This window comes from Nocardia amikacinitolerans NBRC 108937 (genome assembly GCF_001612615.1).
Classification (GTDB): Bacteria; Actinomycetota; Actinomycetes; order Mycobacteriales; family Mycobacteriaceae; genus Nocardia; species Nocardia amikacinitolerans.
In genome coordinates this window covers 149857-175013 of record NZ_BDAU01000014.1, presented here as the reverse complement: position 1 = coordinate 175013, position 25157 = coordinate 149857, and the positions used below count along the sequence as shown (strand labels likewise).

The 25157-nt window shown below is 69.7% G+C and carries 1 protein-coding gene (running past one end of the window); it reads left to right on the top strand.

Annotation, left to right across the window (positions count from 1 at the left end):
• Positions 1-10 precede the first annotated feature (10 nt).
• Positions 11-25157: the 5' portion of a LuxR C-terminal-related transcriptional regulator gene (locus NAM01S_RS14460; protein ID WP_067785118.1), read on the top strand. It continues 18041 nt past the right edge of the window; 25147 of the gene's 43188 nt are visible here — the first part of the coding sequence; its start codon is at positions 11-13; its stop codon lies off the right edge, out of view.

Genomic DNA, 25157 nt, shown 5'->3' with positions numbered 1-25157 from the left:
CGCGGTTTAGATGGGTTACTGGCATATTCCCGACGAGCTAGCTTGGGTCGGGTGGGTGGCGGGTGCGGAGATCACCCACATCGATCCCAATGATCTGGACGGGATCTCGGATGTGCTGCGCGAGGTCGGTCGGGAGATCCTCGAGCAGGCCATCGCCGAGGCCGATACCGCAAGCCAATCCGTCCGCGTGTCCTACCCGCTCGGCAGCGGCGGCGAGAAGATCTTCGATTCGCTTCAGAGCGTAATCCACGGCCAGGACCCGAAGCACGGCTCCATCGAGCTGATGGGCGAGTCCTTCGACCAGCTGGCCACCGCGGTCGACGACTTCACCGGTGAGGTCCACGCCAACCATTTGAGCGCGATCTTCGCGCTCGGCTGGCTGGTCATAGAGCTGGCCTGGTCGCTGGCCGCGGGCCCGGCCGCGCCCGGCCTCCAGGCCGGTGCGATCGCGGCCACCCGTGCCGCCTTCGGGGTGATCGGCCGGATTCTGGAGAGCGCGATCGCCCGAATCATCGGTCAGCGCTTCCTCTCCGAGGCGGCGCGGACCGTCATCGCCAAAGTCGTCTACGAGATGATTCAGGAGGGCTTGGTCGAGGTTGTCCAGACCACCATCGAGGAAGCCGCTATCCACAACATCCTCAAGGCAGAGGGCCTGAAGTCGCAGCCCTTCGACTGGGGCGGCTACCTGAAGAACGTGGGTGTCTCGTTCGCGGCGGGCGCGGCGGGCGGCGGCGCCGGTTATGGCCTGGGCCATGTTCCGGCGCTCAACCGGATGATGTCGAGCGACAACCGGTGGACCCGCGCCATGGGCGGTGGGCTGGTCGGTATCGGCGCTGGTCTCGCCGGCGCGGGCACCGCATGGGCGCTGACCGGTGAGTTCACTCCGCACGCGTTCGTCGGTGGCGGCCTTTCCGGTGCGATCCCGTCCGCCGCGTCGAGTTTCCGCGGCAACCGTCAGTATTTGGGTGCGCCCAACGTCGGCGGCGGGAACTTCAACGTGACCCCGCCGGACGGTACCGCGCCGCCGGGGGAGCCGACCAATGGGACCGATCCGACCAATCCAACTGCCACCGGCGACAATTCGAGCGCGGGAAACCAGAACGGCAGCGGAAATCAGAATGGTGCCGGGAACCAGAACGGGGCCGGGAACAACAGTCCGGGCACGAACGCGGCCAGTGCGGGCAATACCTCCGCACCGCAGGTCGGGCAAGGCGCGAACGCGCCGCAGGCCGGGGCCGCCGACTCGGGTGCCGGCAACCAACAGCAGAACGGCGCCGCTCCGCAGACGGGTCAGCAAACGGGGCAGCAGAGCTCGGGAGCCGGTGCGGGCGAGGGCAACTCGTCGAATTCCGGTGGGAGCCAGAGCAGTGCGGCTCCGCAGGCGGGTGACTCGAGCTCGGCGGCAGACAATCCCAACTCGGTGGCGTCGGATCCCGGTGCTGGATCGGGCGCTTCGGACCCGGGTGCGGGTGCGGGTGATCCCGGTGCTGGGGCCGCGCAGGTCAGCCCGGTCACCGATCCCGGCGCGGTCGACAACCTCACCGGTTCGCCGGTGGGCGACTCTTTCGGTGCCGGCGCAGGCATTTCGGGCGATTCCAACTCCAGCCTGAACACCGCGTCGAACGGCGCCACCAACGGGGCAGGAACGACGGCGCCGGGTGCGGCCGCGCCGGGATCGGCGGCGCCGGGTGCGAGCACGTCGGCTCCGGGAGCGTCCGCGAGCGCGGGTGCGTCCAGCGCGGCGCCGGGCAGTTCGTCGTCCGCGCCGGGGTCCACCTCCACGTCTCCGACAGCGGGTCAGTCGAGCACCGCCACCGGCCAGCAGGGCGCCGGGCGGCCGTCGACGCCCAACCTGCCGGGTGTGCCGCGCGCCGGAGACACCTCCGTTGCCGGTTTCAACGACGGCACGTCCACCGTCGCCCCGACCACCGACGCCCAGTCGACGCCCGCGGCGCGGGCGGGCTCGGCCGCTCAGGCCGCGACCCCCGGCGCCGCCCCGGCCAGTCCGGTGCAGACGCAGATCTCGGATACCGAAGCGCCGCAACGAAACACCACTGCAGACTCGGACGGCGACGTCGACAGCCAGGTGCAGGTCGCACCGGAGAGCGACCCGCAGGTCCAGGCGCGGACCGACAGCACCCTGGATCCGACGACACAAAACGACGCCGACGAGGACGCGCCCGCGCGTCCCGAGAGCGATCAAGACCCGGCGGTGCAGCCGGACAGCGACGAGGACGCTGCGACACAGGACGACACCGACGAGGATGCGCCCGCGCGTCCGGAGAGCGACGACGATCCGGCGGCACGCCCGGATGTCGACGAGGATTCCGCGCTGGTTCTACCGCCTCCGCCGCCCACCCCTGCGGCCCCGGCTCCGGCACGCCCCAGCACCGATCCGAACACCAGCACGGACCCCGACACCGACACCGATACCGACCCGGAAACCCAGAACCAGCCGGACGATTCGTCCGATCCGAACCCCGACACCGACGAGAACGCTCGCCCGCGCCGGGTGCCCGACGCCAGCCCAGCGACCGACGCGGAGAAGCAGCAGGCCGCCGACATCCTCGACAGCATGCCGGGCAAGCCGAAGCCCGCCGATTTCCAGCTCGACCCCAAGGCCACCCGTGCCGAGGCGGATGCGTTGGCGCGCAAGAACTCCGAGCGGTGGAACTCGATCACGCCGGAGCAGCAGCTCGTCCTGCTCCGGGTGCATCCGGCCGGCTTCGGCAACAATGTGCCGGGCATTCCCGCCCCGGATGTCGACATCGCCAACCGGATACGGATCGTCCGGGAGACGCAGGATCTGATCGCCCGCAGCGGGTTGACCGAAACCCAACAGGCGCGGTTGGCGAGTCTGCTCGCCGAGCAAGAGCAGGCCGCGGCTGCCTTGGCGAAGGCGAAAGCCGAGCAGCCGAGGGCCCGTACCCAGGTGGATCCGGACAGCCGCTGGGCGGAGAGGGCGGCGGCACGCCGTCAGGCCGCGCGAGAACGGGCCGAAGCCAGACAGCGGATCGACCAGGCGCGCACCGAGGCCGCGAAGACTGTCAAACGCGTCCAGAACGAGCTCGACAGCCTGATTCGGCAGAGCAAACTGGACTCCGCCTCGCACACGCAGCTGGTCAACCTGCTGCGCACCCGAGAGGCGATCGCGACGGCGCAGGCGGTGGCCCGAACCGTCGCGCCGAATACGCCGGTCTACGTCATGGCCTTCGACTCCACCGCGTTCAACGGCAGCGGCCGGGCGGCCATCGCCATGGGCGACGTCGACACCGCGACCCTGTTGTCCTGGCACGTCCCCGGCCGTGACGCGTCGCTGGCCAACATCGGCGGCACCGTGAACGAGATGGCCGCCCAGTACCGGGCGACCGCCGGTCGACTGAGCCCCGGCGAGTCGGCGGCATCGATCGCGTGGGTCGGTTATGGCACGCCGAACAAGGCCCAGTCCATGACCACCTGGCATGCCCGCCAGGGTGGCAAGCTGCTCGCCCAGGATCTGGCCGCCTTCAGCGCGACGCGTGCAGCCCTCAACGAAGGGCGGGTGGCGCAGGGGCAACCCGAGATCGCGGTCTCGAACAAGATCATCGCGCGCGGCTACGGCGTCGACGTCGTCGAATCGTCCGGCCACAAGGGGCGTTTGGCGCGTTTGGTCGACGACGTCGTGCTCATCGGCTTCTCCGGCCAAGCAGACGATCCGATGATCAGGAAGAAGCACTTCGGCGACGACGTTCGAGTGCACATCCAGGATCGCGCCACCGGCCTGTTCCGCCAGTTCGACGCCCCGGACGGTCCGAAGCCGCCGAACAACGGCGTGCCGGTCGACCGCATGTACCGGCTGGAGAACATCGCCGCGGGCAGCACCGAATTCCAAGCGCCCGACAACGAGTCGTTCCTGGACACCGATCGGCCCCCGCCGCGCAAGAACGGGTGCTCCGAGCAGGCGCTGTACGGGGCGCGCCAGCGTACCGGTAACCCGGACATCACCGTGCTGACCGACGTCGGCTTGGACGGTGTGTCCATGCGCCGGCTCGAAGAGCACGCCGATTCCCAGGTGACCGAGGTCAAGGTCGGCAAGCGCAAGTCGCCGCACAAGGCGATCGCCGAGGCGCTCGGCTTCATGAAGGGCAAGGCGACGGCCATCGTCATCGACCAGAACCACACGGTCGATGAGCACGGTGTCGGGGCGCACGCGTACGTCATGTACTACGACGCCGAGACCGGCAAGATCATGGTCGACGACCCGTACAAGCATCCGGACGGTCCGGTCGAGTTCGACCCCGACAGTCTGCCGGACGCGAAGAAGACCTGGGTCATGGTCTACGACGCGAACGGCGACTCCGTGCGCCCGCTGGTGGTGCGCCCGCTCGCGTTGGGTGCCGCCACCCAGGACCATGACGACGACGATCGGAACCTGCCGCGGGTCGGCGATGGGCAGGGTCGCCGGGATCCGATGCGCGACCTCCGGCGCTTCCTGGACGAACAGCGCCAGCAGGAGGAGCAGCGTAGGCGCGACGAAGAGAGCGCCGCCAACCAGCCCGCGCCGGAGCCGGATTCGCAGCAGACCCCGGACCCGGGTGCACAGCCCGATCCGAACGCGCAGCAGGCTCCGGATCCAGGCGCGCAGCCTGATTCCGAGGCGCGGCAAACGCCCGACCCGGATTCGCAGCCCGACCCCGAGGCGCAGCAGACCTCCGAACCGGCGCCCGATCCGCAGACCGTCCCGGCCCGCGCGACCAGCCCGGCGCCCACCGGCAACCTGCCCCCGCTGACCGACGCCGACCGCGACCGCCTGACCCGCCTCTCGCAGGCACTCGGCCTCGGCGACTCGCTGTCGGGCTTCGCGGACGCGCGCCGGATTCTCGCGGATCTGGCTCAAATGGCTTGGGCGCGTGGATTCCTCGACCCGACCCCGGTGACGGGACGCATGAACGAGCTCATGGGCTCGGCCGATTTCGCTCCTTTGAGCATCGATGAGCAGCATCTGGGCGAGCGGTACTGGAACTACTCGCCGGATCCGAGCGACCCGAATTTCGCCGCGCAGCGCGACGAAGCCCACGCCCTGCCGGTTGTCGATCCCGCCACCCCGGCTCCCACCATGCCGATCGCGGTGCCGGACGCGATCGCACCCGCGCTGGGGCCCGCGCCCGCCCGGCCAGATTCCCGGGCCCCGCATCCGCTCGCGCCGGAGTCGGCGCAGGCGCAGCTGCTGCGTCAGCTCGGCATGAACGCCGATCAGGTGACCCGGGCGAATCTCGCGGAAACCATTGCGGAACAGCGGTATCGGACGATGTTGCTGGCGGGCGCTGTCGAGTCGCTCGCGTACGCCAAGGCCCGGCTGGATGCCGCCGTAGACCCGAACCAGCGGGCGGATCTCACCAAGATCGTCGACCAGTGGGCGAATCTGCTCCAGCTCTCGGAAAGCGACCTGGCTGAGGGGCAGGTCGACACGACGCTGGAGCGGCTGCGCGACAACGTGCTCGCCCGTGCCGTCGCACTGAACGATCTGGCCGATGTCGCCCAGGAGGTGCACGCGGTCAAGGGCCGGGCCACCCAGGTGGCCGAGGGCGAGACCCGCAGGTACACGGTGGTGGTGGACGGTCAGCGGGTGCCGGTGCTGCTGACCGCGGACGGTTCCGGCGGATGGCGGGTGCGGCCCGCCGAGCCGCTTGCGCCGCCGCCGGTGCCGGAGCCGGACTCGTCGAGCGATCCCACTGCGCAACCGCAGACCCGGTGGAAGCGGGCGATGAAGTTCCTGCGCACCCACCTCGGCAGCCACGGCACCGGCAGGCCGATCCAGTACGCGCTCGGTTCGGAGAACAACAGCGATCTCTACAACGCGTTCGGCGCGGAGATCGAGTTGCTGTCCGGCGACGCGGCGGCCGAAGTCAGCGGATTCAACTGGGATCCGGCGTTCTTCGCGTTGCAGGCGTCGAAGCTGTGGAAGGGCCGCGAGGCCTTCTGGGCCCTGATCACCGGCAACTACTCGGCCAGTCCCCGGATCGGTGCTCCGCGGGCGGCGGATCCGGTCGCGCCCGACCAGCGCGCCGGTATCGATGCGGACGTGGTGCCGCCGGTTCCGGACGCGGAACCGCAAGGCCCGGCGCCCGATCCGGATCTGGCTCGCCGAGGCGCGGAACTCGGCGACGTCATCGCCGCCCGCAATGCCGCCGGTATCGCGCTCTACGAGGGCGCGGACGCGCTGTCGCTGTCGCTGACCGACCTCAGCCCCGATGCGGTCCGCGCCGCGGTCGGCGAGGCGAACTACCGCGCGATGCGGCAGGCCGCGGCGGCCGCCGCGTACGCGCAGGCGGCCACGCGGTTCCACAACGAGAACGAGCGCCTGCGCTATCTGCCGACCAACGACACGCGCCCCGATCCGCTCGAGCGCTATATGCGCGAGCAGTCCCGTGCGGCCGGTCTGCCCGGTGCGGACTCCGAAGCCAGTGGCGTCAACAACAATCCGACGCGGCTGAAGCTCTGGTGGGATCCGGAGGGCAACCCGAGCGCGGAGGCCCGCGAGGCTTTCCGGGAGGCGATGCAGCGCGAACAAGTGCGCGCCGAACTGGGCACCTGGGCCAACCTGCTCGATGTCGATCCGGCAAAGCACAGCCCGGCCGATGTCGCACGCGCGCTGACCGCGCTGCACGATCGCGCCGCCGAATTGGCGCGAGAGGCAACGCGATTCGCGCAACTCGCGGCCGCCTACACCGATGCCGACACCGAGTTCGCCAGGATCGCCGAGGAGATGTCGGCCGCCGCGGGGCACCGGTGGTTGCTCGATCAGGGCGGCGACCTGCTCGATCCGGACAATGCGCCGGGTATCGGCCTGTTGGACGGCGATCCGCAGCGCCTGGTGGTGATCAACGACGGCGGCGATCACGACCAGCAGCTGGCCAACGCGCTCGCCGACCCGCGCAATACCGATATCGCGCAGATGCTGACCCAGGGCGAGCTGGAGCTCGAGTACCGGGTCGCCTGGGCGGACCGCACCGGTGTCATCCATGTGGCCGAGGTGGACGCGCCGCAGGTCAGGCATTTCTCCGGCGCCGTTGACGGTCTCGGGCTCGAGCTCACCATGGTCCGCGACAACGACGAAAGCCCGTGGCGCGTCGTCCCCGGCCAAAGCGCGCTCACGCTGCCGGACAACGAAATTCCGGTGCCCGACCCCGCCACGCTGTCGACCGCGGAGCTGGTGGCCCGCGTCGAGGACGCGGCGGCCCGGCAGGGCGTGCAGCTGGCCGATCTGGCCCCGGACCGAGTCGAGGACACCCTCGACGCGGCGCGCGCCGCGAACCGGCTGCGCGCGGTGCGGATCGAGGCCATGGCCGATCTGGCCCGGTTGCACGCGGATGTGGCCCGCTTCAACGCCTTCGAGCGCGCGCTGCACGAAGCCAGGGTGAACCGGTCCGAGCTGCGCGGGCGCCCGCTCGACGCGATCGAGGAGCTGAAGCAGCGGCATCCCGAACGGGCGGCGAAGCTCGACGCGCTGGCCAAGCTGCTGAGCCGGGACCCCGACCTGGTCGATTTCGATCCGAACCTCTACGACGCGCGAGATCGGCTGCGGCCCGGCGGCCTGCCGATGCGGCACGGCACCCACGACCAGGTGGGATTGCTCGTCGACGATCTCGCGGACTTCCTTGCGCTGGCCAGGCACGGCCAGACGCTGCCCGGCGAGGTACCCGGCATCCCGGACCCGGACGCCGACTGGATGCACCTGCTCGGCGTCGATCTGGATACCGCGACCCCGGCCGAGCTGGAGTCGATCTACAAGAACTTCCGTGCGGGCAGGCTCGACGCGGCCGCGCTGCGCACGCCGGAGCAGATCGCCGAGGCGCTGGCGGAGTTGCGGGCCGATGTGCGCCGGGACGCCACCGATCTCGCCGCCCTGGCCGCGCTGGCCGAGACGTACTACCGTCTGCCCACCGGCGGAACACCGATCAACCACTGTGTACCAAGGGCTTTCGATCAGCTTGCCGTGCGGCACCCGAACGTGCTCGGCGGGTTCGCCGTCGACCCCGGCCGGATCGGCGGTGTGCCGTGGGCCGATCTGTCGGACCACTTCCGCGCCGCACAGCCCGAGCCGTTCCTGCCGGGGGAGGAGGGCGGCGCGCATGCCCGCCTGCTGACCACCTTGCGTGCGCAGGGCCCGGGCGCCTCGGCGGTGGTGATCGACCAGCGGACCACCGTCGACGACTACGGCGTCGGCGGCCACGTCTACACCGTGACCTACCTGGGCCGCGACGTCTTCGACGTGGACGGCCGGCGGGTTCTGCTTGCGGATATCGATGCCAACGGCCAGGAACAGCTGTTCGACCTCGGACCCGATGGCGGCACCGATCCGCTGTCGCTGGCCGAATTGACCGGTGGCACACCGGCGGAGACCGCCGCCACTTGGGCGAGCATCTTCCAGAACGACGCGCACGTCCCCGGCCTCGGCGACGAGGGGCCGATGCCGGAGGCCGAGCTGCGCTTCGGCCAGGATCCGCCCGCGCCGCGGCGGCCCGAGGACCCGGTCCATCAGGCGGCCAGGTTCTTCGGCGAAACACCGAGCCTGCGTACGGAACCGGAGTCCGGGGCCGAGCCTTCCGCTGCGCACCTGGCCTACGCGCGAGACCTCGCCGGACGCCTCGGACTCGCGGAAACGCTCGGTGTACTACCGGATCCGCAGTCCGCCCTTCAGGACATGGCACAGATGGCGCTGGCTCGGCGCTTCCTGGACGCTTCGCCGGACGGCCTTGCCGACCAGCACATGCTGTTCCCGACGAACTTCGACACCCTCACGGCGGACGAGCAGTTCCCCGGCGAGCACTACTGGCGCTACCCGTCCGACCCGTCCGATGCCGAGTTCCTCGCCCAGCGCGACGCGGCCGAGGCGTTCCAGCGGTCGATCGGGCAGCCGCCGGAAACCCAGCCCGCGCCGCCGATTCCGCTCACCAACCCGGATGCCGTCGCGGGCCCGCTGGTCTCGCCGCCCGATCCCTCCGACCCGCCGCGCCCGCTCACCATGGCGCAGGCTCAGCAGTCGCTCGCGGACCAGCTGAATCTCACGACCCAGCAGCGCGATCCGGCGAATCTCGCGAGCACCATCGCGCAGGAGCGCTATCGAATCCTGTTGCGCGCGGGCGCGATCGAAGCACTGGCCACCGCCATGGGCCGACGCGACCTCGCGCTCGACCCGGACCAGCGGACCGAGATCGGCAAGATCGTCGAGGTCTGGGCCGACCTGCTCGCGATACCGAACAACGGCCTGGCGCCTGCGAACCTGACAGAGACCCTGGAGCGGCTGCGGTCGGAAACGCTGGCCCGCGCCACGGCGGTCGCGGATCTGGCCGATGTCACCCAGGTGCTGCGAGCGGGCCGGACACCGGGCGGCCCGGTGCGGATCGACCTGGAGGTCGGCGGCGAACGAATCCCGGTTCGGCTGACACCGGACGGTTCCGGCGGCTGGCGGGTCGAACCGGCCACCCGCCTGCCCGCACCGGAGGTGCGCACCGCCGCGATCGCCAAGGCCGCAGGGGCCGATCCTGGTGTGCTCCAGACCCTGCGGGACCGGCAGGGTGTGGTCAACCCGCAGCATCCGCCGTCGGAGATCGTGCCGCTCGGCCAGTCGTTCACGGTGCAGAATTTCGGCCAACTGGCCGACAGCGACTTCTGGGGCAACTTCGAGGCCAACCCCGCGTTCACCGCCCGCGAGGTGGTCAACCTCAAGCGCAACTGGCCGAAGATCAAGGCCTTCCTGCTCAATCAGATCACTTCCGCGGAATCGCACGGGCCCGTCTCGCGCACCGGCGATGTCTACGACTACGCCCGCGAGGACGCCGACCCGCGGAAGATCCGCGAGAGCGAGGCCGAACTCCGCCGTCTCGGACTCGCCGATCGCTTCCTCGCGGGACCCGCTGTGCCACCGGCACTTTCGGCGGCTCCGCCCGCGCCCGGCGTCGACGCATCGCTCGAGCTGCCGGTACCCGCCGACGCCGAACACGATCCTTCGGCGTTGGCTCACGACGAGCTCGCCGAATGGGGTCGGGAGGTCCAGCAGGCCGCGCAGGAGCTGGACGCGCGGGCGCGGGCGCTGCTGGCGCTCGCGGGCCCGCTCGGCATCGAACTGCCGGACCTGAGCCCGGAGTCGGTGCGTGCCGCCGTAGCGCAGGCGCGATATCTGCTGACCCGCGAAGCGGTTTCGGCCAAGGCGTTCGAGGCGGCGCTTGCCCGGTACGACGCGGAGAACGCGGACATCCCCTTCCTGCCCGATATCGACCTGTCGCATCTGCTTCCCGCCGCGGTCATCAACCGTCCGAGCCCGCTGGAGCGATACGGGCGCGAGGTCGATGCGGCCAGTAACGGTCGCGCGACCGTCATGGGCTGGACCGGCGTCAACAACAACATGCAAGGCGGCCGTCAGTGGTGGGACCTGTCGCACCGCGACACGCCCGCGGGCCGCAGGTTCTTCGAGGAAGCCCTGCGCCGCCACCACATCCGCACCGAGCTGCACCACCGCGCGCACATTCTCGGCATCGACCCCGAGAGCCCGAATGTGCTGACGGAGTTGCGGACCCGGCTCACCGACCTCCAGGACGCGGTCACCGCGTTCCATCGGCAGGCCGAGCAGGTGCTCGACGCCGACGACAATTTCGGCCAGCACGCCGAGGTGATGGCGGATATCGCGGGCAGCGAATGGATTCGAGTCAGCGGCGGCTTCCTGATCGATCCGGCCGATCATCCTGGCATCGGGCTTGTCGGGTCGCCGATGAAGTTGGTCGTCATCGACAACGCCATGAATCACGACGCGGCACTGGCGAAGGCACTCGCCGACCCGGCGAATTCCGAACTGGTCGAGCTGATCAACGCGGGCACCCTCGAGGTCGAGTACCGCGTCGCGTGGCCGCGCGAGGTCGGCGGCACCTGGCGGGTCGCCACCTCGGCGGTGGATTCCCCTGCGGTGCGGCATATCTCGGAAGACTTCGACGGCCGGAACCTGACCGTCACGATGGTTCGCTACCAGGGCGGCCCCTGGCAGACGGTCACCGATCCGGCGCAGGCGGAGCCGAGCGGCCCGGCGCTGGACATGTCCCGAATGTCGCGCGGCGAAATCGAGGCCGCCATCACGGAATTGGTCGGCCGCCTGCCGATCGGCCGCGTCGATCTGACTCCGAGCCAGATCGACGCCACCCTGGAGCGGCTGCGTTTCGACAACGAGGTGCGCGCCGCTCAGATCGAGGCACTGGTCGAGTACGCGAGCACCCTGCACGCCCTCGACGCCTACCACCAGCTCGACACCGCACTGAACAAGCTGGAGCTCAGCCGAGCCGACCTGGCGACCGACCCGAAGGCGACACTGGAGGCGCTGAAGACCGCCAAACCCAAGCTGGCCAAGGAGATCGACGCGCTCCTGACGAAGCTGGAAGCCGACCAGGAACTGTTCACCCGGGATCCGCGGGTGGCCGACGACATCGCCCCGATCAACCTGGCCGACGCCCCCGCGCACCTGGCCTCGCTCATCGCGGACGTCGATCTGCTGCTCGCGCAGCTGCGACTGGCCGGTCCCACCGCCGTGCCGGGAGTGCCGGTGCCGGACCAGGATTGGGTGCGGCTGCACGGCGCCGACATCTACAACACCACCGACGCGCAGTACAAGGCGGCCTTCGGCAAGTTCAAGACCGAGAAGTTCGCCGACCTGTTCGTCCGCGATTCCGGCACATTGACCGCGCTGCACCAGCGGCTGCGGGCCGAGGTGCGCCGGACCGCTGCCGAGATCGACGCGCTGACAGCACTGGTGACCTACTACACCAGCGAGATCGATCCCGCCGGTCCCGCCGCAATCAACACCTGTGTCTCCGATTCGCTCAGCCGTGTCCTCGCGGACCAGGGCGACATCGTCGATGTCCCGATCCCGTTGCCGAACAACCTGTCCGGCCGCCACTGGCGGGACGTGCAGCCGCTGCTGCGCGGCGCCCAGCCGGGCGGTTTCGACAACAGCGACGCCCGCGGCCACGCCAAACTGATCCAGGCGCTGCGCGACCAGGGCGGCCCCGGCGCCATGGCCTGGGTGCTGGACGAGCGCTGGACCCCCGACGCGCACGGTGTCGGCGCGCACTCCTACACCGTGAAGTACCTGGGCGGCAATCAGTTCGAGATCGACGGCCGCCGCGTCACCTATGACGAGGTCGGCTCCAAGCGCAGCAACCTGGAATGGTTCGTCGCCCCGGACGGCACCCGGGTCTCGCTGGCCGATCTCACCGGCGGTAGCCGCTACGAGACAAAAGCCACCTGGGCCGTGGCATGGAAGGCCGGGCGGCAGGTGGCGAACTTCGGCGACCTCACCGCCGCACCACCCGCCGCCGATCTCGCCATCGGCCAGACGCCGGACCCGAACGCCCCGGTGCCCGCGCATCGGCAGCCACCGGCCAACGCGCCGCCGAGCCCGGCGACCGAGGTGGCCCGGTTGCGCGCCGAGATGGCCGCCGCGGTGGCGGGCGAAGCCGACCTGCGCGCCGAGATCGCGGACCTGCGGCGGCAGGCCGTGGCCGCGCAGAACGCCGGGGATCGCGAGCTGGCTGGTAGCTTGGCCGCCGAGATCGAGCAGCGCGTCGCGCGAACCGGTGCGGCCGAGGCCGCGCGCGCCGCGGCGGTCGAGGTGTGGCAGAGCTCGATCACGCAGCAAGGCAGCGACCTGCAAGCCCGGATCGACGCACTCGAGGCTCAGCTGGCCGCTCAGCTGGGCGGCGACGCCGAGATCGCGCGATTCCGCTCCGATATCGACCTCGTGGACAACCTCGAGGCCGCGTTCCAGCTGCGGGACCGCATCGAGACCGCCGAGCGGGTCCAGCGGACGCTGGAAGAGCAGATCGAACGCGGTAAAGCGTTGCGGCACAAGCTGCGTGCCGGTATCGCGCAGCTCGAGGCCGACACCGTCGACACCCCGGAAGCGGAGCAGGCCAGGAACCAGGATCTGGCCGCCGCCCGCGCGAAACTGCGGCAGGCGACACACGCGCTCAGCGAGGTGGAGAGTGCGCTGGAACTGCTGCGGCAAAAGCTGCCGCCGGGCGATCTGACCCTGCTGAAGTCCGGCCTGACCACGGAGATCATCTCCGCGACCAACGCGCGGGCCGCGCTCGCCCAGGTCTTCCAGATCAGCGATATCGACCACCTGAACCCGCGGTACCCGGGACCGCGGGAACCCGGGGCCGAGCTCGTGCAGCAGTTGCGCGAGGTCGCCAAGCAGCTCGCCGACGCGGAGACGCAACGGAGCAAGCTCGCCGAGCGGCAGGCCGCGCTGGACGCGATGAACGACCTCGGCCTGCTGCCGATCTCGGAGCGGGTCGGCGTGCGGCCCGCCGCGCTGGACGCGATGAACGACCTCGGCCTGCTGCCGATCTCGGAGCGGGTCGGCGTGCGGCCCGCCGCGCAGCCCACCGGACTGTTCGGGGACAGCGAGATCGTGGTCGTCGGCGCCGACACCGACGTCAACGGCTACCGGCAGGCGCTGCAAGCGACACTGTCGGCGCGAACCGATCTGAATCTGCTGCTTGGCATGGCGAAGTCGGACACCACGCCGCTGACCGTGCGGTTCACTCGGGTAGAGCGCGACGCGCACGGCCACTACGCGAGCACCGTCGATCTGCCGTCCACCGATGCCGAGCTGACCCAGCGCGCGGGCGCCTGGGAGCCGCGCAAGCACCCGCGTAAGTGGGAGAAGGAGAAGTGGACCGAGCCGCAGCCGCCGTTCTTGTTCAAGGTGTCGATGGTGCCGACCTTCGACAAGATCATGGCGGGGTTGCACGAGTTCGAGCCGGGTGAGGTTCCGGCGTTCCTGTTCCCACAGACCTTGCCGTTCTCGAAGACGATCTACGCCGTGCCCGAGGGCGTGAACGCATGGACCTCGGACGTCGGCCTCAACCTGTTCCACCTGCGCATCCTCGCGCTGGGCGTCCTGGACCGGATTCCGGGCCATCCGTGGACGAAGAATCTCATCCAAAACCGGCCATGGATCGGCAAGTTCGTCCTGTCGGCAACCCGGTGGCTGCCCGCGAACACCGCGCACGGCAAGTCGATCGAACTGCCGCTCTCGGCCGACTTCGCCAAGCGGCATCCGGCGTTGGCCTGGGCCATGGCCGATGTGGCGCAATGGATTCCGGCGGTGCGCGACGGTCGTTGGATCCAGCTGGTTCCGATGGTGCGCGGCACTCGCACCTACGGTTGGCTGGACACCAGCCAGCCCGATCCGCAGCCGCTGTCCAACCCGGAACTCGCCACGCCGCAACGAAATTCGGAGCAGGCGCGCCTCGATGGCTCGCACGCGCTGCCCTACACCGGCGAGAGCGTCGAGATTCCAGAGGCGCTGCGGCAGCGCTGGGCCGACAACGAAGCCGAGCGGGCCGAGCTCAGGGAACGGACCGAGGCCGCCTACGAGGGATTCGAGCACAACCGGGTCTTCGAGGCCGACAGCAACTTGGCGCGGATCGCCGACCACGCCCTCGCTGATCCGGATCGTTACTCCGGCGGCGACCCGAAGCGCTGGGTGCGCGGCAAGGGCAATGCCTGGGTGCGCGACCCCGACGGTTCGACCATGCCGAAGCACGGCGACGGCTCGACGTGGCTCAAAGACCATGCGGGCAACCCGCGTTCCCGCGACGACGTCATCGAGACGCTGCGCCAGGTGCGCGACTACCTGTTGCGCAACACCGAGATCCCGCAGAACAACGACATCGCCGCCATGTGGCAGCGGTTGCTGTCCAACCAGGCGGTGCGCGAGGACATCGTCGGGATCGAGGCCGCGCTCGCCTCGATCGAGTTCCTCGCGCAAAACCCCGGCGCCACCGTGCAGCAGGCGACGGCGGCGGCGAAAGCCGCTGGCTACGACTGGGATCAGCGCCCGAGGCACCCGCGCAAGCGCACCCTCTGGCAACGCCTGACCGGTGCGCGCCCGACACCGCTCGGGTTCACCTCCGAGATCGACCCGATGGCCAACGATCCGGCGCGCACCCGCCGGTTCGGCAGCACGCTGTACTACGGCGTGCAGGGGCTCGGCCATATCCGAGATCAGTTGGCCGCCATCATGTCCGGTTGGCCCGCCGCGAAGGTCGAGACGGCACTGGACGAGGTGACCGATCTCGTCGCCCTTGCGACGCAGTCCCACCACGGTGATCACGGCATCGCCCGCGGCGGCGTGCACGTTTCGGCGCGGGTGATCGGCGAACCCGGCCTCGGCGTGCTCGAGGTGAGGATCGTCTCCGACGGCGACGGCACCCTCGGCCCGCAGCGCTACCTGCTCGACGAGCACGACAACAACTGCGTGCAGCTGGCGGGCGAGCACGTCAACGCCGCTCAGGGCGGTGTCGTCACCGATGCGGATCTGCTTGCGCCCTCGACGCTGGCCGGTGTGCGGTTCGGTGACCTGGTCCCGGCGCTCAACGGCGCGCCGCTCCAGGGTTTCGCCACCACCGCCCAGGTCAGCGGCCACGCCCGCCTGGTTCAGGGCCTGATCGACGCGGGCCCCGGCACCACCGCCTTCGTCATCGAACAGCGCGGCACCCCGGACCGGCACGGCGCCATCGGCCACGCCATGTCGCTGCACTACGTCGGCGAGGAAAACGGCAGGCACGTCTTCGAACTCAACGGCGAGCGGGTCACGCTGAACCGGGTCGAGAACGGCCGCGAATACTTCGACGCCCCGGCGACGGCCCTGCCCAGCGGCAGGCCCCAGCAGGTCTCTCTTGCCGATCTCGCGGGCGGCACTCGCGAGGGCACGGTCGCCCTGTGGGCCACCGCCTACCGGAACAAGCAGGCGATCGTCCTCGACACCGGCGACGTGAACGCCCCACGCCCCGGCGACAACGCCTACATCGGCTCGAATCCGGCCGACCGAGCCGGTGATTCGCGGGACACGGAGCAGTCCGACACCGCGCAGGACAACGACGAGGCTCCGGCTGAACCCGAGCGGCAGGCGCCACCGGAGGGGTGGATTCTGTCCTCGGAGATGCCACGTACCGCGGTGTCGGTGATCCGTGAGCTGATGGTCGAGGGACAGTCGGCGGTGCTGGCGGATCCGAGCCGGGCGCGGGAGATCATCGCCGAGATCGGCGAGCGGTTCCTGGTGTCGAACGCGCCGGAGAAGGTGAACGGGCCGCAGCGACTCATCCGGGACGTCTTCCCACCGCAAGAGCTCGCGTACCTGCGGTATTCGCTGGAGCGGTCGATCGCCTCCGGTGTGCTGCAATACAAGCTGACCCAGACCGCGTTGCAGCAGATGATGGCGCATCCGGAGCGAATCGCCGTCGCGGTGCGTGGCGACTACACGGCCACCGAGCCGGACTACTACGCCTCCACCCTGCGCGACGACTACGTGATGGTCGGCCAGGACGGCTACCCGCGCGATTCCGGAATGCACGCGTTCATGCAGGCCGCGGTCGAGCATCTGACCGCGACCTGGCCGCTGATGTCCGATCCGGTGTGGGCGGAGCTCGCCGCGATCAAGGAGGAACGGTCCGCCGACCGCAAACCGCTGCTGGAGGCGATCCCGCCGAATCGGCGCGAAGAGCTGGATCTGCCCGCGCATTCGGTCGGTGTGTACAACGCGCAGGGCGACAAGACGGTGCTCAGCGCGGCGACCAACATGGAGAGCATCGCGCTGGTGTTGCGCGGGTTCCTGACGAGTCTGTCCGAGCACGCGGACGTGATCGCGGGCTGGTCGTGGGCGAGCATTCAGCACGCCTTGTTCCAGTTCACCAGCCAGTTCAGCGTGATGGCCGGTGTCACCTTCAGCACTCTGGGCAAGTTCACCGCGCCGCGGAACCCACCGCAGTTCGCCATCGAGTTCGACATCCCGAACCAGAAGATCACCAAGGTGCGAATCACCGGCGAAACCATGGAGATTCGCCGCGACACCCGCAACGGCGTGTGCCCCGGCTTCGTCGGGATCAAGCCGGACGGCCAGGCTGTCGAACCGATCGAACAGCTCCAGCAGTCCTTCGACGAGCGCGAGATTCCGACGAAGGGCCACAGCTCGGGCTCCAATATCGCCATGCGCCTCGGTGGTTTCCTGCTGCCGCTGCTCGGCCGGGACTACCCCGCGCTGCGGGTACTCGTGAACCCGGCGCTCAGCGAGTACAACACCGGCATCAACACCTGCTTCGTGGATTCGATGACGCGGGTGGCCGACGACCAGAACACGCCGGAGCGGCCGAACGTCGTCACCGTGCCCGCCCTGGATCCCGACAACCTGTCGGGCACCTCGTGGTCCGATGCGCAGGCGAGCTTGCACGGCGCCGTGGCCGAGGGCTTCGATCACCCCGGCATGTCGGCGCACGCCAACCTGATCGACGGTCTGATGCATCGCGCCGGGCCCGGGTCGATCGCCTGGGTGCTCGATCAGCGCACGACCGAGGATCGCCACGGCGTGGGCGCGCACTCCTACACGGTGAAGTATTTGGGCGAGAACAACTTCGAGGTGGACGGCGTCCCGGTCACCTACCAGCGCACCGACGATCACGGCGTTGCCTGGTTCACCACTCGGGCTGGTGACACCGTCACGCTGCTGGACCTGACCCATGGCACGCCTGAGGAAACCGGCAGCACCTGGGCGGTGGTCTGGCACGAGGGCGAAGTCGTCGAGAACGTCGGCGATCGCACTGCCGCGCAGCCCGACGCCGAGCTGCGAATCGGCCAGACGCCGGACCAGAACTCGCCGGTCCCCGCGCACCGGCAACCGCCCGCGCACGCGCCGCCGCCCGCGCGGATCGCCGCGTTGCGCGCCGAGATGTCCGACGCCCTGGCCCGCGAGACCGCGGCGCGCGCGGAATCCATGCGCTTGGTAGCGCAGTCGCTGGAGGCGATCGAGGCTGGTCGTCCCGGGGACGCGCAGGTTCTGTCGACGCAAGCCGAACAGTTCACCGAGACAGCGGAACTCGCCAAGGCGGAGGCCGAAGCGGCCCGCGTCGCCGCGGTGCGGGCGCACGAGGACGCGCTGAACCAGACCGAGGCGCAGACGCGGGCGCGGCTCGCGGAGCTGGGGACGCAGGTCGCCGCCTTGCAGGCGCAGCTGGACGGCGAACTGGGCGGCGAGACCGAAAGTGCCCAGTTCCGTAGGGATCTGGAGCTGGTCGACAACCTCACCGCGGCGTTCGAGCTCCGCGATCGGGTCGACCACGCCCAGCAGCTCGACCGCACTCTCGATCAGCAGATCGCCCGCGGCCAGACCGCGGTGCGGACGCTGCGGCAGGCCATCCGCGATCTGGAAGCGGAACCTGTCGACACCCGGGCATCTTCGCGCGCCAAGCAGGCCGATCTGGCCGTGCTGCGGCTGAAACTGCGGGACGCGGTGCACGCGCTCGCGCAGCTGGAAGCCACGCAGACGGTGCTGCACGAGAAGACCCCACCGGGTCCGCTGATCGAGCTGCGCGCCGCGCTCACCCAGGAGATCCTGGCGGGCACCAGGTCGCGCAACGCCCTGGCCGAGGTCTTCCAGATCGTCGACGACAACCAGCTGAACCCTGACTACCAGGGTCCGCTGGAGCCGGGCGCCCAGCAGGTCCAGCAGCTGCGCGCACTGATCGACCAGATCCGGCAGCTGGAAGCCGAACAGAACCAGCTCACCGAATACCTCGACAAGCGGATCGCCGAGCGGCGGGCCGCGCTCGACGCGCTGAACGACCTCGGGATGCTGCCGGTCTCCGAGCGCGTCGGTGTCCGGCCGTCGCTCAGCCCGACGGCGATCGACACCGAGACGGTTGTCGTCGGCACCGACACCGATGTCAACAGCTACCGCCAAGCCCTGCACGCGGCGCTGCCGCCGCAGACCGACCTGAATCTGCGACTGAGCATGGCGAATTCGTCGGTCATCCCGGTGAACGTGCGGTTCCGTCGGATCGAAGTCGACGCCGACGGCGCCTACCAGCAGTCGGTGGCCTTGCCGTCCACCGACGCCGAACTCACCGCGCGTGCCGGTTCCTGGGATCCGGCCAAGCACCCGCGTAAGTGGGAGAAGGAGAAGTGGACCGACCCGCAGCCGCCGTTCCTGTTCAAGGTGTCGATGGTGCCGACCTTCGACAAGATCATGGCCGGGCTGCACGAGTTCGAGGCCGGTGAGGTTCCAGGGTTCCTGTTCCCGCAGAATCCGCCGTTCTCACCGACGATCTACAACGTCCCCGAGGGCGTGAACGCGTGGAGTTCGGATGTCGGCCTCAACCTGTTCCACGCCCGCATCCTGATCATCGGCATCCTCCAACGGATTCCGACCCATCCGTGGGCGAAGAACTTCATCCAGAACCGTCCGTGGATCGGCCAGACCATCCTGCGCACCACCCAGTGGCTGCCCGCCGACACCGCGCACGGACAGTCGATCCAACTGCCGCTGTCGGTGGACTTCGTGAACCGGCATCCGCATGTCGCTCAGGCCATGGCCGGTGTGACGCAATGGATTCCGGCCGTGCGCGACGGCAAGTGGATCCACCTGGTCCCGGTGGTGCGTGGCACCCGCACCTACGCCTGGTTCGACGACGGCCAGCCCGACCCGCAGTCGCTGCACCGCGACGACCTGGCGCCGGTCGCGCTGAACTCCGAGCAGCGGCGGCTGGACGGCACGGTGGTCTATCCGTTCACCGGCGAGAGCGTAGACATCCCGGAAAGCCTGGCCGCCGACTGGCGCGCAAACGACCTCGCGCGCCAGCGGATTCAGCAGGAGACCGACGCCGCCTACGCGGACTTCGAACACAATCGCGTGCACGAGCACGACAGCCTGCTCGCGCGGATCGCCGACAACGCGCTCTCGAACCCCGACGCCTACTCCGGCGGCGACCCCAAGCGCTGGGTGCGCGGTCCTGGCAAGGCGTGGGTGCGCGACCCCAAGGGCACGCACATGCCCAAGCGGTCCGACGGCTCGACCTGGCTGCGTGATCACGCGGGCACCACCCGCACCCCCGACGAGGTGGTGCGGAACCTGAACCGGGCGCGCGACTACCTGCTGCGCAATTCCGAGGTCAACCGGATCGCCGACGTCGTCCGCATGTGGAACCGGTTGATCGATGGACACCCGGTGCGCGAGGACATCATCGCCCTCGAGGGCGCGCTGTTCGAAGCGGAGTTCCTGGCGCGCAATCCGAAGGCGACCGGGCATCAGGCGCACGCGGCCGCCAAGGCGGCGGGATACGACTGGGACGCCAACCGTCCGCATCTGCCCGGCAAGCGCACGCTCTGGCAGCGCCTCACCGGCCGCCGCGCCGACCCGCTCGACTTCACCTCCGGGCTGGACCCGAACGTCAACGATCCGGCGCGCACCCGCCAGTTCTCGCTCCCGCTCTACTACGGCGTGCAGGGCCTGGACGGGGTGGACAGCAGGCTGCGCGCCATCATGGGCGGCTGGCCCGAGGCCAAGGTCGACCAGGCGCTGGCCGAGGTGAAGGACATCGTCCACCGCGCCACCCGGTCTTTCACGACCAACGACCACGATCTGGCCCGCGGCGGCGTGCACGTCTCGGCGCGCGTCACCGGCAGGGCAGGCGAGCAGGTGCTGTCGGTCACCGTCGAAGTCGACGGCGACGGCGCCTTCCCGCGTACCCGGTACTACCTCGACCAGCACGACAACGACTGCGTGCGGGTCGCCGCGCGGTTCGTCAACCAGGCGCAGGGCAGCACCGTCACCGACGCCGATCTGCTCGAGCCGTCGCTGGCGGGTGTGCTGTGGAGCGATATCGTCCCCGAGCTCAACGGCGCACCGGTGCAGGGCTTCGTCGCAGACGCCGACTCCACCGCCCACGCCCGCCTCATCCGCGGCCTGCTCGACTCCGGCCCCGGCACCACCGCCAAACTCTTCGAACAGCGCGCCACCGCCGACCGCCACGGCGCCATGGGCCACGTCGCCGCCCTCACCTACATCGGTAAGAACGCCGACGGCACACACACTTTCGAACTCAACGGGAAACCCGTCATCCTGAACCGGGTCGACCCCGACGGCCGCGAATGGTTCCATGTACCGGCCCCCACCGGCACCCCTCAGCTCACCAGCGGCGGCGCCGCCACCACCACCGAGGTATCGCTGGCCCACCTCACCGGCGGCAGCACCGACCAAACCGTCGCACTCTGGGCCACGGTGTACAAGGGCGGCCAGGCCATCCTGCTGTCCCCGCGGTTCGCGGACCCGAACGCCGCACCGCCCGCCGACGACGTCTACTTCGGCGCGAAGACACCGCGGGCGGTGCTGGAACAGGCGGGCGTCTCGGCGCTCACGGCCTTGCGTGCCGACAGGGCCGGCTTCGCCATGCGACCCGCCGCGATCAGCACGACCGACGAGGGCCTTTCGATATCTCTGGCGCTCACCACGCAGGGTGGTCGGCGCGGCACGGTGACGCTGCTGCTCGCGGTGGACGGCAACAGGGTCACGGCACGGTACTCGGAGATAGATCTCGGCGAACTGGACCCGAACCCTGGCGCAGGGCAGATGCGGGCCGCCACCGCGCTGGCCGACGCGCACGAATCGGTGGTACTGCCCTGGCTGACGGCGGCGGGCGTCGTCTTCACAGGGCATCTCGGCGGCGGTGCGGAAACGACTGTCGGAGAACACTCGACGGAGGACGCGAGTACCCCGAACTCGCTCGCCGACGACCGGCAGTCGGAACCGCCCGTCCGAGGCTCCGATATCGACGCGCCGAGCAAGCCCGAGTACGAGAGGGCGCTGCCGAGCGAACACGACGCGATCGGCGATGCGACGGTCGTGGCGCTCACCGTCGACTCCGACGGCCTGTTCCGTGGGCCGGACAATCGGCTGTACAACACGCGCAGCGAGGGCGGCGATCCGTTCGTGATCGGCACTGCTCCCGGCGATTTCCGCACTACACCGGACGGTACGCACTCGGATGCGTACGACTCGTACGAGGATCCCGGGCAGGGCGTCGGCGGTTACGGCGTCGCCGAGATCGTCGACGGACGGCTCGTCTCGATCGTGCCGTTCAGCTTGGTGTTCCACGAGTCGAACTACGATCCGAAATTCGTGGCGCAGCTTCGATTCGAGCTGCACCGAATGGGTGTGGATCTGCGGACGGTGCCCTTCTGGAACTACCCGGGCGGCTCCACGGTGCTGGAGAACCAAGGCGTGGTCTGGGCGGATGGCGCCGCGATTCCATCCCTGGCCGACGTCACCTATATGGTCCAGCACGAGCCGAGTCGCCTGTTCGGCGGCTACGGCGACTTCTTCTGGGTGTCGGTACATTCCGCGTCACCGGTGCCCGGCGGGTTCGAGATGACCTTGGACCTGCACCCGGTCCGCGGCGAGCCGGGGCGGATCACGGTGACCGTCACCTCGGACGGCGGCACTATGACCGGCCGGTACACCGATGTCCAACTGGGCCAGGAGCCGGAGCGGACCGGCGCGGTCTTGAACGCTTTCCACCAACGATTCACCTCATGGCTCGCGCACTGGGGTGTGCGTTGGGACGATGGCGGCACCGAGGCCGATGGGCCGCGGCCGAGCCCGCAAGAGCCGACACTGCCCTCGCTACGCGATGTGCTCGATGCCGCCGCCGACGGTGCGAGTGCTGTGGAGCTGGCGGGCATGCTGAGTGGCCTTGCCCGGCAGTACGGCCCGTACAGTCTGGCCGACCTCGAGGTGCGGCGCCTGGCTGACGGCATTCAAGTGCATGCGACTGTCGTGGACGAGTCCGGCAACGAGATCGGCGGGTTGACCGAGGCCTACAGATTCGAGTCCGACGGCTCCGTGACCGTGCACCACGTCGACCTGCATCTCGATGAGGTGTATCAGGGGCGAGGGTTCGGTAGGGCCTTCGTCGAGGCGGTGGATGCCGCGTACCTGCACAACCAAGCCGACCGCGTCCTGGTGACGGCAAGCGAACCGGACGGTGGAATCTTCTGGGCTCGTGTCGGCTACGAGTGGAACCCGCTGCTGCTGCAACAGGCCGTTGGCCTCCTGACCGCACGCATCGAGGTGCTGCTCGAAACCGCTACGGCGCGTGATCAGCTGCTCCTGCGACAACTTCAGCGCGACCTCGCGGGTCCGGCCAGCGGTTATCCGACGCCGAGCCGACTGGTGCGCATCGCTGGTGACAACCCGCACCTCGGTGAGCTTGTCCTGGGTGGCGTCTACTGGGACGGCATGAAGGGCGCACCACCTGTCGCGCCGACGGATGGCCAGCAGCAACTGAACACGAATGCGTCCGAGCAGCACGCGGATCCGGCACCGGCAGCATCAACCGCGGAATTGGCGGCAATGCTCGGTGTGGAACCGGAGCTGATGCAGCGGCCCGGGCTGTTGCGGCAGGCCGTGGATGTGGTGCAGGAACAACTGCGAGCCATGGATGCGGCGGCGTGGCAGCGGGCGGTGGACGCAGGGCGGTTGCCGGAGTTGCGGCGATGGATCGGCCTCCGGATGCAGTGGGACAACGCGACTCAGGAACTCCAGGTCGAGGGGCTCCGCACCGGGGTGCTCGACCCGACGGTCGGACAGCGTCTGCAAGACACGAATACCCATTTGCAGCAGGAACTGGCGGAGCTGCTGGCGGTCGCCGAGCTGGTCGACTTCTCGGCACGGAGTTCCGGCGATTCCGTGGTCGAGCTGCGACGCGCCGCCGCGGCGACCGGATCGTCCGAGCTGGCCGCGTTCGTGGACCTGTGTGCCGAGATGCTCCCGCCGAGCCCGGCAGCCGAACCGGACCGGGATGGCCAGCTGGTGGCCGCCCGCGAAAACCTGTCCGACATGGCTGAGATGCTGTCGGTCGATCCTGCTGAGTTGACCGCGGATTCGCGGCGACTGGCCGAGCTGCGCACCGAATGCGCTCGCCTCGCCGACGCGCTCGCACGGGCGCTGAACACCCCGGTCTCCGAGCTGGAAACCGTTCTGGAGCAACGGGACCTGTCCGGCGACCCGGACACCGCCCCCGAGACGCTCGAGCTGTACACCGACTGGCTGACCCACGCCGGGGTCCTGGAAGCCGCCGACCTCTACAACGGCCTGCTCGGGAACGCCGAGACCACGCGGTCCGATGCCGCGCCGCCCCCGGCACAGGTGGACGCCACCCTCGCCGCCACCGCGCCCAGCCGCCCGACCTACGAGATCGCCGAACTGAACACCGATTTCGAGGAGGTTCTGCCGTCGGTCGCGAGCGTGGTGTACACCCGGCTGGCGGTCGACGCGGACGGGCGGTTCATCGACGCGGAGACCGGTCAGCTGTACAACAGCCACGCGACCGGTGACCGGTTCATCATCGGCGCCACGCCAGGCGAGATCAGGACCGCGAGCGCCGCCACGCATTACGAACTGTTCCGCACCCTCGGCGATCCCGGCGCCGGACCGGCGGGCTTCGGCATCTGGCATATCGTCGACGGCCGGGTGATCAGCATCGAGCCGTACACCCAGGCGTTCTCCAACGCCAACGCCGATCCGAAGTTCACCGCGCAGCTGCGGTACGAGCTGACGAGGTTGGGCGTCGACCTGTCCGGCGTCGATTTCAACCAGGAGAACCAGGGCGCGGTCTGGACCGGTGCGAACGGGCCGACCGTCGACGCGTTGCTGGTCGGCGACGCGGCCACCGCGACATCGCTGTTCGCCGGTTACGGCAACGGCTTCTGGGTGAACGTCGCCGATGTCACGACCACCGCCGGCGGGGTGGACGTGCGGCTGCACCTGCATCCGGTGCGCGGTGAACCCGGTCGGGTTACGGTGTCGCTCACCCCGGCCGGAGCCCGCCTCACCGACGTCGATCTCGGTTCCGAACCGCTGCGGACCGGCGCCGCACTGCACCAGCTGCATCGGCAGATGTCCGACTGGCTGACCGCGTCGAATATCGCCTGGGCCACCGACACCGACACGCTGCTCGCTGGGATTCCCGGTGCCGACGTCGTCGCGGCACCGGTAGCCGAGTCGGCGCCAACGGCTTCCGTCGACACCGCGCGAGCGCTGCCCAGCGATCCGGAGCGGGCGCGCGCCGAGCTCGAGCGGACCAGGGCCAACCGAGACGATCTGGCCGAGACACTGGAGGTCGATCCCGCCGAGCTCGGCCCGGACTCGCGGGTACTCACGCAGTTGCGCACCGAGCGCGATGAAGCCGCCGCGACTCTGGCCGAACTGCTCGGTATCGCTGTCGGGCAGGTGGATTCGACCCGCGTCGAGCGATTCCTGATGAACCAGGCCGACGCGGACAGCGCCGAGGTCGCCG